Raw genomic sequence first — 13,456 nt, forward strand, 5'->3', positions numbered from 1 at the left:
ATTAGGAGGAATAAACAATGGGATACAATGCCGGTTCATATGATGTCATAGTAATCGGTGCAGGTCATGCAGGATGTGAAGCTGGTCTTGCGGCAGCACGAATGGGCTCAAAAACATTAATGTTAACAATTAACTTAGATATGGTAGCTTTCATGCCATGTAACCCTTCTGTTGGTGGACCAGCAAAAGGGATTGTTGTTCGTGAAATTGATGCATTAGGCGGAGAAATGGGACGTAATATTGATAAAACTCATATTCAAATGCGTATGCTAAATACAGGTAAGGGGCCAGCTGTACGTGCACTTCGAGCGCAAGCTGATAAATTCTCTTACCAACATGAATTGAAGAAAACAATTGAAGAAACACCAAACTTAACGTTATTCCAAGGAATGGTAGAGCGTTTAATCGTTGAAGATGGTATGTGTAAAGGGGTAGTTACACAAGCTGGTGCAGAATATACAGCAAAAACCGTTGTAATTACGACTGGAACATTTTTACGTGGCGAGATTATCATGGGCGACTTAAAATATTCAAGCGGTCCAAATAATCAGCAACCGTCTATTACATTATCTGAGCATTTAGAGGAACTTGGGTTTGATCTTGTTAGATTTAAAACAGGGACACCTCCGCGTGTAAACAGTAATACAATTGACTACAGTAAAACAGAAATTCAACCGGGTGATGATAAGCCACGTTCGTTCTCTTTTGAAACAACGAAATTTATTATGGATCAAATTCCATGTTGGTTGACATATACAAGTACAGAAACACACCGCTTAATAGATGAAAATTTACATCGTTCAGCTATGTATTCTGGTATGATTAAAGGAACAGGCCCTAGATACTGTCCTTCTATTGAAGACAAAGTAGTAAGATTTAATGATAAACCACGTCATCAAATTTTCTTAGAGCCAGAAGGGCGTAATACACAAGAAGTATATGTGCAAGGTTTATCCACAAGCCTACCAGAAGATGTACAACGTGACATGCTTAGAACAATTCCAGGCCTAGAAAATGTTGAAATGATGCGCACAGGTTATGCAATTGAATATGATGCAATTGTGCCAACACAACTATGGCCAACACTTGAAACGAAAAAGATTAAAAATTTATATACAGCAGGACAAATTAATGGAACTTCTGGTTACGAAGAGGCGGCAGGACAAGGGCTTATGGCTGGGATTAATGCAGCATGCCGTTCTTTAGGTAAAAAAGAAGTTGTTTTAGGTCGTGAGGATGCTTATATTGGTGTCTTAATTGATGATCTTGTTACGAAAGGTACAAATGAACCATATCGTTTATTAACATCTCGTGCAGAATACCGTCTATTATTACGCCATGATAATGCTGATCTTCGTTTAACTGAAGTTGGTCGTGAAATTGGATTAATTAAAGAAGAGCGCTATGAGCGATTTACAAATAAAAAACTACAAATTGAACAGGAAAAGGAACGTTTAAGCAGCATTATTATTAAACCACGTCCTGAGGTTCAAGAATTAATTCGCAATATTGGCGGAAGTGAATTGAAAGATGGAATACGTGCAAGTGACTTATTACGTCGTCCAGAGATGACATATGAGCATATTCATCTTTTAGTACCAAGTGAAGTAGAATTAAGTGATGAAGTTACAGAACAAGTTGAAATTCAGATTAAGTACGAAGGATACATTGAAAAATCTTTACAGCAAGTAGAGCGTATGAAGAAAATGGAGAGTAAAAAAATACCTGTAGATATTGATTATGATGCGATTTCTAGCCTTGCCTCAGAAGCTAGACAGAAATTGAAAGATGTTCGTCCACTTTCAATGGGGCAGGCTTCACGTATTTCTGGCGTAAATCCAGCGGATATTTCCATTTTACTTGTTTATATAGAACAAGGAAAAATTGCGCGCGTATCGAACCAATAAATAGTAAGGAGATATTGCTAGATGAACATAGAACAATTTCAATCTATGCTAGAAGAGAAGGGGATCACCCTCTCTTCTAGACAGTTAGAGCAGTTCAAAATCTACTTTGAAACATTAGTAGAGTGGAATGAGAAAATGAACTTAACGGCTATTACAGAAAAAGAAGAAGTATACTTAAAACACTTTTTTGATTCTATTACAGCTGCTTTTTATTATGATTTTTCAAAACCGTTCTCAATTTGTGATGTTGGTGCAGGGGCTGGATTCCCAAGTATTCCTTTAAAAATCTGTTTCCCGCACTTAAAAGTAACAATTGTAGATTCATTGCAAAAACGTATTAATTTCTTAAATCACTTAGCACAAAAGTTAGAATTAAGTGATGTTGCATTTTGTCATGATCGTGCTGAAACATTTGGGAAAAAAGAAGGTGTACGTGAATCATACGATATTGTAATGGCACGTGCAGTTGCACGTCTTTCTGTATTAAGTGAGCTATGTTTACCACTTGTAAAAGTTGGAGGAACATTCATTGCAATGAAAGGTGCAGCAGCAAATGAAGAAATCGAAAATGGTAAGTATGCTTTAGAGGTGCTAGGCGGAGAGTTAAAAGAGATGTCTACGTTCCAATTACCGTTTGAAGAGAGTGAACGTAATATTTTATTAATCGAGAAAAAGCGCAAGACACCAAAGAAATATCCACGCAAACCGGGAACGCCCAATAAATTACCTATTGAAAAATAAATCTTATTAGACGTAAGATTAAATTATATAAATGAAAACGTAAATGTTTCATAGGAAACATTTTATGGAGAATAGTCAATAGGCCTAAAAGGTGGTGGAATATGTATGAAAAATACGTTTTCTCGTTTATTTGGCTTTGGAGATAAAGAGAGCGAATTCGAATTACAAGACGAAAGCCATGAAGAAATAGATAAAAAGGTATATGAAGAAATACAAGAAATTCCGATAGTAAATATTACCCCTAACCGTTATCAACCAAGAACAGTTTTTGATGATGCACGTATTGATGAGCTAGCATTAACGATTCGTACACATGGACTTATTCAACCGATTGTTGTAAGGCAATATGAGGATGATAAGTACGAGATTATCGCTGGAGAAAGACGCTTTCGTGCGGCAACAAAGTTAGGTTGGGAAAAGGTTCCTGCAATTATAAAGAACTTAAATGATACAGAGACAGCTTCTGTAGCTTTAATTGAAAACTTGCAACGTGAGGAACTAACGGCAATCGAGGAAGCTGTGGCATATCAAAAGCTGATTGAGTTACATAATTTAACACAAGAAGCATTGGCACAACGACTTGGAAAAGGACAATCTACAATCGCAAATAAGTTGCGATTGTTAAAGTTGCCTGAAGAAATAAAAAGTGCATTATTAGAAAAAAGCATTACAGAACGTCACGCCCGCGCTCTCATTCCTTTAAAAAATGAGGAATTACAACTGAAGGTTTTACAGGAAATTGTGGAGAAACAACTGAATGTAAAGCAAACAGAAGAACGAATTGCGAAGTTACTAGGGGAAGCAAAACCGAAGCGTAAGGCAAAGCAAAAAGCAGTAAGTCGAGATACGAGGATTGCTATGAATACAATTAGACAATCTTTACAAATGGTTACTGAAAGTGGTTTGAATGTTAATTCTGAGGAAGAAGAATTTGATGAGTACTATCAAATTACAATTAAAATTCCAAAGAAAAAATAATAACGACGTGTTAGAGACCTTATCCTATTGGAGAGGTCTCTTTTACTATATTTTCTTGTTAAATGAAGAAGGAGTTTAGAAATAAATTTTGAAGTTTAATAAAGGACGTAAAAGAAAAAGTTTTATTTCATGTTACAATAAACGTAATTGTTATTAGAATAAGATAGAAAGGTTGAAAGTAGGTGACATCATGGGAAAAATCATTGCTATTGCTAATCAAAAAGGCGGTGTTGGAAAAACCACAACATCTGTTAATTTAGGGGCTGGATTGGCGCAAGTAGGTAAAAAAGTCCTTCTTGTAGATATTGATGCTCAAGGAAATGCAACGACTGGTGTGGGAATTGAAAAATCTGAATTAGATCAATGTATTTACAACGTTCTTGTGGAAGATGCAGATGTTCAAGGGGTTATACAGAAAACCGCAACGGAAAACTTAGATGTTCTACCCGCTACAATTCAATTGGCTGGTGCTGAAATTGAATTGGTACCGACTATTTCCCGGGAAGTACGTTTACAAAGAGCATTACAGCCAGTTCGTGATGAATATGATTATATTATTATCGACTGTCCCCCATCTTTAGGGTTATTAACAATTAATGCATTAACAGCAGCAGATTCTGTTATTATTCCTGTACAGTGTGAATATTACGCACTAGAAGGGTTAAGTCAGCTATTAAATACAGTTCGACTTGTACAAAAACATTTAAATAAAAATTTAGCAATTCAAGGTGTATTGTTAACGATGTTGGATGCCCGTACAAATTTAGGGATCCAAGTTATAGATGAAGTGAAAAAGTATTTTAGGGATAAAGTATATCGCTCGATTATTCCGCGTAATGTACGCTTGAGTGAGGCTCCAAGTCATGGGAAACCTATTATGCAGTATGACGCTAAATCAAGAGGAGCAGAAGTATATATAGATTTAGCAGAGGAAGTGATTGCAGGTGGCTAAGGGATTAGGAAGAGGAATTAATGTGTTTTTTCCTGATTTAGATGTGAAAGAAGAGGAAACAATTCAGGAGATTCTTGTAACTGAATTAAGGCCAAATCCATATCAACCGCGTAAACACTTTAATAAAGAGGCTATTCAGGAATTAGCAATTTCGATTAAGGAACACGGTATTCTACAACCATTAATTGCTAGGAAGAGTATTAAAGGATATGAAATCGTTGCAGGTGAAAGACGATTTCGTGCTGCAAAAGAGGCTGGTTTAGAAAAGGTACCTGCGGTTGTAAGACAATTAACTGAACAGCAAATGATGGAATTTGCTTTGTTAGAAAACTTACAACGAGAAGATTTAAATCCTATGGAAGAGGCAATGGCATACCAGATGTTAATGAATGAGCTAAATGTAACGCAAGAACAATTAGCGAAACGTCTTGGCAAAAGCAGACCTTACATTGCAAATTATACTCGGTTATTAAGCCTCCCTTCGTTCGTCCAAGATATGATTGCAAATGGTCAACTTTCAATGGCTCATGGGAGAACTTTACTTACGATAAAAGATGAAGAACAATTGAAGTCCTTATTGAAACGCATTGAAAAAGAAGGATTAAATGTTCGTCAATTAGAGAAAATCGTCCAAGAGATTAATCAACACGTTTCACGTGAAACAAAAAAAGTGAAAAAAGAGCGAAATATATTTTTCGTAGAACGTGAAACGTTCTTAAGAGAAAAGTTTGGCACAGATGTGAAAATTAAAGAGACGAAAAAAGAAAAAGGTAAAATCGAAATTGAATTTTTTAATAAAGAAGATTTGAATCGTATTTTAGAACTATTATCACAAAAAAAATAAAGAGCAAACCATCTTATTATTTATAGATGGTTTGCTTTTTTTAGTGCGGATAATTTTTGATCCGTCTCTTTTATACTTTGTGCGATTACATCGGCCATTTTCATAACTAAACTTAATCTTGTATTTTGAAGAACGAAAAACTCCATAAACCCATTTAGATTGACGATACCGTGTATATGCAGATCACCAACTGCAGGTAATTTCTTATTCATAGCAGCTCCAGGCTTACTAGGGCCCTTTCCAGTAGTGATTGACCCGATATTTTGAGACTTTCCTAAACATGCATCAACAGCAATTATAAATGCAGCAGGATATTCTTTCTGTATATTTTGAATTTTTTCTTCTAAATTTAGCGCATGTACTGGCTCATCTAGTGTACCGAATACTTGGAGGTTTTTGATGTCTATTTGTTCAAGTTTTGTACCAACTAACGGGCCGAGTGCGTCACCTGTAGAACGATCTGTTCCGATACAAACGAGAATGAGTGGTATATTAGTTTTAATAGGAATGTGGGTAAGTAAGAAATTACTGATTATCTCAGAGGCTTCTAGATCCTGGTGCATAACGTTTTGAGTTTCTTTCTCAAAAAATGGTAAGCGAAAACTTCCAATATTCATGAAGCACCCATCCTTTTAATAAATTTTCAATATATGTTATATGGTGAGAAAAATGGAAATCTATAAGTGCGTAATTTTTGCAAAATGTGAATGAAAACGGAAATAATAGTACTAGTATATATATATTCGTTCCATTTTATACCTGAATGGCGGGGGTAAAATAGGATTAAAATCATAAAATTTTTTCAGCAATTAGAGGACTTCTGATACAATAATAAGGATAACTAAAAAGAAATTTTAGCTAGAGAGGTAGAGGTACATGGATTTATTAACGAAGTGGTTTAATTCTACGAAACAGTATTTATTAGATGCTGATCGTTGGGCTCATATTGGAGTTGCGACATTAAAAATATGTATTATTTTAATAATCGGTGCAGTTGTTGTGCGAATTGCAAGAGCGGTTGTACGAAATGCGTTTCGTATGGGGAGTCGTTCTCCAATTCAAATTTCAGAACGTCGTACAGTTACAGTAGCGAAATTACTTGAAAATATTGTAGCGTACGTTGTTATGTTTATTATGCTGATTGCGATTTTAGGTGTGTTTGATATTAATGCATCAGGTTTATTAGCGGGTGCCGGGGTAATTGGTTTAGCAGTCGGATTTGGTGCTCAAAGTTTAGTGAAGGACGTTATTACAGGTTTATTTATTTTGCTAGAAGATCAGTTTTCAGTTGGCGATTATGTTAAAATCGGTCAATTTGAAGGAGTCGTTTTAGAAATTGGACTTCGTACAACGAAAGTAAAGAGTTGGACAGGTGAAATTCATACTTTACCAAACGGAAGTATTATTCAAGTTACTAACTACTCAGTTAGTAATAGTGTAGCATTTGTTGATGTATCTATTTCATATGAGGCTGATATTGCGAAAGCAGAGCAGGTTATTGAAGATTTATTAGTAGAGTTACCTTCAAAGTACGAAAAAATGGTAACAACACCTCAATTATTAGGTGTGCAAACGTTAGCTGCATCAGAAGTTATATTACGCGTTATTGCTGAAGTAGAGCCGATGCAACATGCAGTTATTGCAAGGGCACTTCGTAAAGAGATTAAAAATCGTCTTGATTTACATGGAATTGAAATTCCATATCCACGTATGGTTTTATATAATCGTGAAGAATTGGTTAGTGGAAAAGCAATTTAGTATGGAGAGGAGGAGTTTGAAGAGTGGAGCAAAAGGAATATAACTTGTACGATGTTGTGGAAATGAAGAAAGCACATCCATGTGGCGAGAATCGTTGGAAAATTATTCGTATGGGAATGGATATCCGCATTAAGTGCGAGGGATGTGACCATTCAGTAATGATTACTCGAAGAGAGTTTGATCGTAAGGTGAAAAAAATACTTGTGAAGCACGAAGAATAGAGAGAGAGTAACAGTTACAGTAGGTAACTGTTACTTTTTTTCGTTTGGCGGAAACTTGTCATTTTTTTCGTTACTATCTATAATGATGAAAGATTGAGACATAGGAGTGAAAAATATGGGATTAACGGCTGGGATTGTTGGATTACCTAACGTAGGGAAGTCCACTTTATTTAATGCAATTACACAAGCAGGAGCAGAATCTGCGAACTATCCATTCTGTACAATTGATCCAAACGTAGGGATTGTAGAAGTACCAGATGAGCGTTTAAATAAATTAACGGAATTAGTAGAACCGAAAAAGACTGTTCCGACTGTATTTGAGTTTACTGATATTGCAGGTATCGTAAAAGGTGCTAGTAAAGGTGAAGGTTTAGGAAATAAATTCTTATCTCACATTCGTCAAGTAGATGCAATTTGCCAAGTTGTTCGTTGTTTTGAAGACGAAAATATTACGCACGTTTCAGGGAAAGTAGATCCAATTGATGATATCGAAACAATCAACTTAGAGCTAATTTTAGCGGACTTAGAGTCTGTTGATAAGCGTATCGAGCGTGTTGCGAAATTAGCAAGACAAAAAGATAAAGAAGCTGTATATGAGCATGAAATTTTAGTTCGTTTAAAAGAGGCTTTTGAAGAGGGGAAACCGGCTCGTACTGTTGAATTTACAGAAGAGCAGATGAAGATTGTTAAAGGCCTTCATTTACTTACAACAAAAGAAATGTTATACGTAGCGAACGTAAGTGAAGACGATATTATCGATCCTTCGGAAAATAAATACGTACAAATGGTAAAAGAATTTGCAGAAAATGAAAATTCTCAAGTAATCGTTGTATGTGCAAAAATCGAATCAGAAATCGCTGAATTAGACGAGGAAGAGAAAAAAGTATTCCTTGAAGAACTAGGTATTGAAGAGTCTGGTTTAGATCAATTAATTCGTGCAGCATATGACCTATTAGGACTTGCTACTTACTTTACAGCTGGCGTTCAAGAAGTACGTGCTTGGACATTTAAACAAGGTATGAAGGCACCACAATGTGCTGGTGTTATTCATACAGACTTTGAGCGTGGATTTATTCGTGCAGAAACAGTTTCTTACGATGACTTAATGACAAACGGTTCTATGACAGCTGCAAAAGAAGCTGGAAAAGTACGTTTAGAAGGAAAAGAGTATATCGTAAAAGATGGAGATGTTATGCACTTCCGTTTTAACGTTTAATTTAATATTTCCTAGGAAAAATAAAGATATGAGCTTGGCAAATATATTATATGTTTGCCAAGTTTTTTATGTATTGGTGAGTTGATTCATATAACTTACTATGATATAATCTAAACTCGTGAGTAATTACTATAAATTAATTGCTCCTTGCCCATTATGGGCCGTTTAGACCAAAAGGAGGTGAAAGTGTAATGAGAAAGTACGAAATTATGTACATCATTCGTCCTGGCGTTGAAGAAGAAGCTCAAAAAGCTTTAGTTGAACGTTTTGCAGGTGTTTTAACAAACAATGGTGCAGAAATCATTAACACGAAAGAGTGGGGTAAGCGTCGTTTAGCTTACGAAATCAACGACTTACGTGAAGGTTTCTACATGATCTTAAACGTGAACTCTAACGCAGAAGCGATTAACGAATTCGACCGTTTAGCTAAGATCAACGAAGATATCCTTCGTCATATCGTTGTTAAAGAAGAAGAAAAATAATTGATATATAAGGGAGAGTGGTTCGATTGATGAATCGTGTTATCCTCGTTGGTCGTTTAACTAAGGACCCTGACTTACGTTACACGCCCAATGGTGTTGCAGTAGCTACTTTTACGTTAGCTGTGAATCGCGCATTTGCGAATCAACAAGGTGAGCGTGAAGCTGACTTTATTAATTGTGTAATATGGCGTAAACAAGCAGAAAACGTAGCAAATTATTTGAAAAAAGGAAGCTTAGCAGGCGTAGATGGACGTCTTCAAACTCGTAATTACGATGGACAAGACGGTAAACGTGTGTATGTAACAGAAGTTCTTGCGGAAAGCGTACAATTTTTAGAGCCGCGTAATGGCGGTGGGGAGCAACGTGGTTCATTCAATCAGCAACCATCAGGAGCTGGTTTCGGTAACCAAAGCTCTAACCCATTTGGTCAATCTAGTAATTCAGGTAACCAAGGTAATCAAGGGAACTCTGGATTTACGAAGAATGACGATCCATTTTCAAATGTAGGTCAACCGATCGACATTTCCGACGACGATTTACCGTTCTAATACAGTAAATTTGTTAGTTTTAACAAAGAATGGAGGGAAATAGACATGGCAGGACGCAAAGGTGGACGTGCGAAACGTCGTAAGGTGTGTTTCTTCACAGCTAACGGCATCACTCGCATTGACTATAAAGATGTTGATTTATTAAAACGTTTCGTTTCTGAGCGTGGTAAAATTTTACCTCGTCGTGTAACAGGGACAAGCGCAAAATACCAACGCAAACTTACAGTTGCAATTAAACGTGCTCGTCAAATGGCACTTTTACCATATGTTGGTGAATAATAGCGTATGAAATGCACAGTAGAGTCCGACTCTACTGTGCATTTTGCTATGCTTTTCTTTTTTGAAAGAGAGGTTAAAATGTGAAACAAACAAAGTTTATTACAGAAGGTGCAGCGTTATTAGCTATATATGCAATTTTATTGCTTATATCTATGTATGTTCCGATTTTGGGTACTGTTGTAACTTTTGCGTTGCCGTTACCATTTATACTATTAACGATAAGACATAAACTATCTAATGTGCTCATGATTTTTGTAGCATCACTTTTTGTTACTATTATTGTGAGTCAACCCATGAATTTAGTGAAGACAATTATGTTTGGATTGATAGGGATTGTTTTAGGATATATGTATAAAACAAGAAAAAAGTCAGTAGAAATCTTAATAGCGGGGACGCTTGCATACTTAATTGGTTTTGTACTTATTTATGTTGCGAGTATAAAGTTTTTCAACATAGATATAATGAAGCAAATGCAAAGTATGTTTAGTGAAAGTATGGTGCAAAGTGAAAAGATAGTAAGTGCTACAGGTATGCCGATTAGTAAGGAACAAAAAGAGTTACTTACACAAATGAATGATATATTACAATCGTTATTTCCAAGTATACTTGTTCTAGTTTCAGTATGTTTTTCTTGGATTACAGTGATAATATCAGGTAGTGTTTTGAAAAAGTTAAAACATGACATTATACCTTGGCCTAAATTTAAAGATATACAATTACCAAAGAGTATTGTTTGGTATTACGTTATATTTATTTTGTTAGCAACTTTTATAAAAGTAGAACCAACATCATATTTACATATGGTATTTTCTAACCTAAATGTCATATTTACACTATTGCTTGTACTGCAAGGTCTGACATTTATTGCCTTTTTAGCGTATAGAAAAGGTTTTACTAAAGGGATTCCTATTATTAGTTTTATTGCATGCATGTTTATTCCGATGCTGTTTCCTCTTGTGACAATCTTAGGTATAATTGACTTAGGGATTTCATTGCGTTCTAAAATAGGGGGATAAAACAATATTCCTTATACTATTTTAATCTGTTTAACTAACTGGAAGGTGAGTTAGTTTTACTTTATAGGAGTTGTATACATGCCTGAATTTGATAAGAAACAGTGGTTTTTATATCCTGTTTATGTATTGGCATTTTTTGTGTTTGTGCTCATTTCAATTCTCTGTTATTTTCATTTAATTATGGGAATAGCTGCTTTTGTCATTTTTTGTATCGTATTTTTTATCGTTATACGATTTGAACTTAATTTTCAAAGGAATTTCGAAAAGCATACTACAGATATGATTACAAGAGTAAAGAAAGTAAGTAATGAAGCATTTAACCAAATGCCGATTGGTATTTTGTTATACAATAAGGATTATGGGATTGATTGGGCAAATCCTTATTTATCTTCATGTCTGGGACAGCATGCATTAGCTGGATGGCACCTTTACGATGTATCAGAAACATTACTTCTTTTCATTAAAGGAGAAACTTCTGATGATATAGTCTCTTTAAATAATCGAAAGTTTCGCGTTTTTGTAAGGAAAGAAGAAAAGTTAATTTATTTCTTTGATGTAACGGAACAAACAGAAATCGAAAAGATGTATGAGGATCAACGTACTGTTTTAGCTGTAATTTATTTGGATAATTATGATGAAGTTACACAAGGATTAGATGATCAATTACGTACGAATATAACAAGTCTTGTGACATCGCGACTAAATGAATGGGCACTTAAGTATGGTGCGTATTTAAAACGTGCATCTTCAGAAAGATTCTTCGTTGTGCTAAATGAAAGTATTCTGACGCAAATGGAGAAAGGGAAATTTAGTATTTTAGATCAGGTGCGTGAAGAAACATCTAAAAGGAATATACCACTTACATTAAGTGTAGGTGTCGGATCAGGTGATTTACCTTTGTCAGAGCTTGGGGCAATGGCTCAATCTGGTTTAGACCTTGCGCTTGGACGCGGGGGAGATCAAGTAGCTATTAAACAAGCGACAGGTAAAGTTAAGTTCTATGGAGGCAAGACAAATCCGGTTGAAAAGCGTACCCGTGTACGTGCTAGGGTCATTTCGCATGCGTTAAAGGATTTAGTATTAGAAAGTAGTAATGTCATTATCATGGGGCATAGGGCTCCTGATATGGACGCAATTGGTGCTGCGATTGGTATTTTAAAAGTGGCTCAATTAAACGAGCGTAAAGGATATATTGTATTAGATGAAAATGATTCTGATAAGGGAATTAAACGCTTGATGGACAAAGTGAAACAAAATGAGGAATTATGGTCTCACTTTATTACTCCAGAGCAAGCGATGGAATTTGCGAATGATGAGTCATTACTTGTTGTTGTTGATACACATAAACCTTCTATGGTGATGGAACAAAAATTGTTACATAAAATTGAAAATGTAGTAGTTATCGATCATCATCGCCGTGGAGAAGATTTTATTGAAGATCCATTGCTAGTTTATATGGAACCATATGCTTCTTCAACGGCAGAACTGGTTACAGAATTGCTTGAGTATCAACCGAAAAATTTAAAGATGACAATGTTAGAAGCAACGGCATTGTTAGCGGGGATTATTGTCGACACGAAAAGTTTCACATTCCGGACGGGGGCTCGTACGTTTGATGCTGCTTCCTATTTACGCTCACATGGTGCAGATACTGTACTTGTACAAGAACTTTTAAAGGAAGATATGGATCAGTATTTACGGGTTGCAAAAGCTATAAAAAATGCGTACATTTATAAAAATGGAATTGCGATTGCTAAAGTTGATAGTGATGATTACTACGATCAAGTGCTTATTGCGCAATCAGCTGACACGTTATTAACAATGACAGGAATTATTGCATCATTTGTTGTTGCGAAACGTGGCGAGAATCTCATTGGAATTAGCAGCAGGTCTTTAGGTGAAGTGAATGTGCAGCTAATTATGGAAAACTTAGGTGGTGGCGGGCATTTGACGAATGCAGCCACACAAATGAAAAATGTTACAGTAGATGAAGCCGAGGAGAAGCTTCGATTTGTTATTGATGACTATTTACAGGGAGGCACACAATCATGAAAGTAATTTTTCTAAAAGACGTAAAAGGTAAAGGTAAAAAAGGAGAAGTAAAAAACGTACCAGATGGCTATGCAAATAACTTCTTACTAAAACAGGGATTGGCTGCTGAAGCAACAAATAGCAGTATGAAAACTTTAGAAGCTCAAAAGCGTAAAGAAGAAAAAGATGCAGCAGCAGAAGTTGAGAATGCAAAAGAGCTGAAAGAAACATTAGAGAAATTAACTGTAGAAGTAAAAGCGAAATCTGGAGAAGGTGGCCGTTTATTCGGTTCTATTACGAGCAAACAAATCGTAGATGCGATGCAAAAATCACATAAAATTAAACTTGATAAACGTAAATTTGAAATGGATGATGCAATCCGTGCATTAGGCTACACAAATGTAACAGTGAAATTGCATCCGCAAGTAACAGCGACAGTAAAAGTTCATGTTAGTGAACAATAAAAATAAATTAAGCAAGGAG

Annotated in this window: 15 protein-coding genes; 14 read left to right on the forward strand and 1 reads right to left on the reverse strand. The window is 35.7% G+C overall.

Going from position 1 to position 13,456, the window contains the following annotated elements; genetic code table 11:
- The first annotated feature begins 17 nt into the window (after positions 1-17).
- The 5 genes from mnmG (at position 18) to spo0J (ending at position 5,422) form a co-directional block, all read left to right on the forward strand.
- Positions 18-1,907: a tRNA uridine-5-carboxymethylaminomethyl(34) synthesis enzyme MnmG gene (mnmG, locus tag N2V92_RS07540; protein ID WP_000541045.1), complete on the forward strand. Its 1,890-nt coding sequence runs from the start codon at positions 18-20 to the stop codon at positions 1,905-1,907.
- A gap of 21 nt (positions 1,908-1,928) precedes the next feature.
- Entirely contained in the window at positions 1,929-2,648 is a 720-nt protein-coding gene (gene rsmG / locus N2V92_RS07545; RefSeq protein ID WP_001019628.1) for a 16S rRNA (guanine(527)-N(7))-methyltransferase RsmG, read from the forward strand.
- A gap of 105 nt (positions 2,649-2,753) precedes the next feature.
- Complete coding sequence (gene noc, locus N2V92_RS07550) at positions 2,754-3,626, forward strand: nucleoid occlusion protein (RefSeq protein WP_016078235.1); 873 nt, start codon at positions 2,754-2,756, stop codon at positions 3,624-3,626.
- Between the two features lie 190 nt (positions 3,627-3,816).
- Positions 3,817-4,578: a sporulation initiation inhibitor protein Soj gene (soj, locus tag N2V92_RS07555; protein ID WP_000516114.1), complete on the forward strand. Its 762-nt coding sequence runs from the start codon at positions 3,817-3,819 to the stop codon at positions 4,576-4,578.
- Positions 4,571-5,422: a stage 0 sporulation protein Spo0J gene (spo0J, locus tag N2V92_RS07560; protein ID WP_001051833.1), complete on the forward strand. Its 852-nt coding sequence runs from the start codon at positions 4,571-4,573 to the stop codon at positions 5,420-5,422. The genes soj and spo0J overlap by 8 nt, the downstream gene beginning before the upstream one ends.
- 20 nt (positions 5,423-5,442) lie before the next feature.
- Here spo0J and yyaC read toward each other — a convergent pair whose 3' ends face one another.
- Entirely contained in the window at positions 5,443-6,039 is a 597-nt protein-coding gene (yyaC, locus tag N2V92_RS07565) for a spore protease YyaC (RefSeq protein ID WP_001020711.1), read from the reverse strand.
- Positions 6,040-6,298: 259 nt separating this feature from the next.
- Between yyaC and N2V92_RS07570 the strand changes: the two genes are divergently transcribed.
- The 9 genes from N2V92_RS07570 (at position 6,299) to rplI (ending at position 13,437) form a co-directional block, all read left to right on the forward strand.
- Positions 6,299-7,180, forward strand: a complete 882-nt coding sequence (locus N2V92_RS07570; RefSeq protein ID WP_000365111.1) for a mechanosensitive ion channel family protein — start codon at positions 6,299-6,301, stop codon at positions 7,178-7,180.
- A gap of 23 nt (positions 7,181-7,203) precedes the next feature.
- On the forward strand, positions 7,204-7,401 hold the full coding sequence (locus N2V92_RS07575) for a DUF951 domain-containing protein (protein WP_000435486.1): 198 nt from the start codon (positions 7,204-7,206) through the stop codon (positions 7,399-7,401).
- 115 nt (positions 7,402-7,516) lie between these two features.
- On the forward strand, positions 7,517-8,617 hold the full coding sequence (ychF, locus tag N2V92_RS07580) for a redox-regulated ATPase YchF (RefSeq protein ID WP_000524658.1): 1,101 nt from the start codon (positions 7,517-7,519) through the stop codon (positions 8,615-8,617).
- 191 nt (positions 8,618-8,808) lie between these two features.
- Positions 8,809-9,099 carry a 30S ribosomal protein S6 gene (gene rpsF, locus N2V92_RS07585; RefSeq protein ID WP_001233781.1) on the forward strand — a complete coding sequence of 97 codons (291 nt, stop codon included), beginning with the start codon at positions 8,809-8,811 and terminating at the stop codon, positions 9,097-9,099.
- Between the two features lie 26 nt (positions 9,100-9,125).
- Positions 9,126-9,647, forward strand: a complete 522-nt coding sequence (gene ssb, locus N2V92_RS07590; protein WP_000981963.1) for a single-stranded DNA-binding protein — start codon at positions 9,126-9,128, stop codon at positions 9,645-9,647.
- Between the two features lie 45 nt (positions 9,648-9,692).
- Positions 9,693-9,926, forward strand: a complete 234-nt coding sequence (gene rpsR / locus N2V92_RS07595) for a 30S ribosomal protein S18 (RefSeq protein ID WP_000918873.1) — start codon at positions 9,693-9,695, stop codon at positions 9,924-9,926.
- Positions 9,927-10,006: 80 nt separating this feature from the next.
- A complete protein-coding gene (locus tag N2V92_RS07600) occupies positions 10,007-10,942 on the forward strand; it encodes a YybS family protein (protein ID WP_000814842.1) in 936 nt (311 codons plus the stop codon).
- 78 nt (positions 10,943-11,020) lie between these two features.
- On the forward strand, positions 11,021-12,994 hold the full coding sequence (locus tag N2V92_RS07605; RefSeq protein ID WP_001113785.1) for a DHH family phosphoesterase: 1,974 nt from the start codon (positions 11,021-11,023) through the stop codon (positions 12,992-12,994).
- The gene (gene rplI / locus N2V92_RS07610; protein ID WP_000864237.1) at positions 12,991-13,437 is read left to right on the forward strand and encodes a 50S ribosomal protein L9; all 447 of its coding nucleotides are present in this window, start codon (positions 12,991-12,993) and stop codon (positions 13,435-13,437) included. The genes N2V92_RS07605 and rplI overlap by 4 nt, the downstream gene beginning before the upstream one ends.
- Positions 13,438-13,456 lie beyond the last annotated feature (19 nt).

The organism is Bacillus sp. CH_48 (genome assembly GCF_038008465.1).
GTDB lineage: Bacteria > Bacillota > Bacilli > Bacillales > Bacillaceae_G > Bacillus_A > Bacillus_A thuringiensis_S.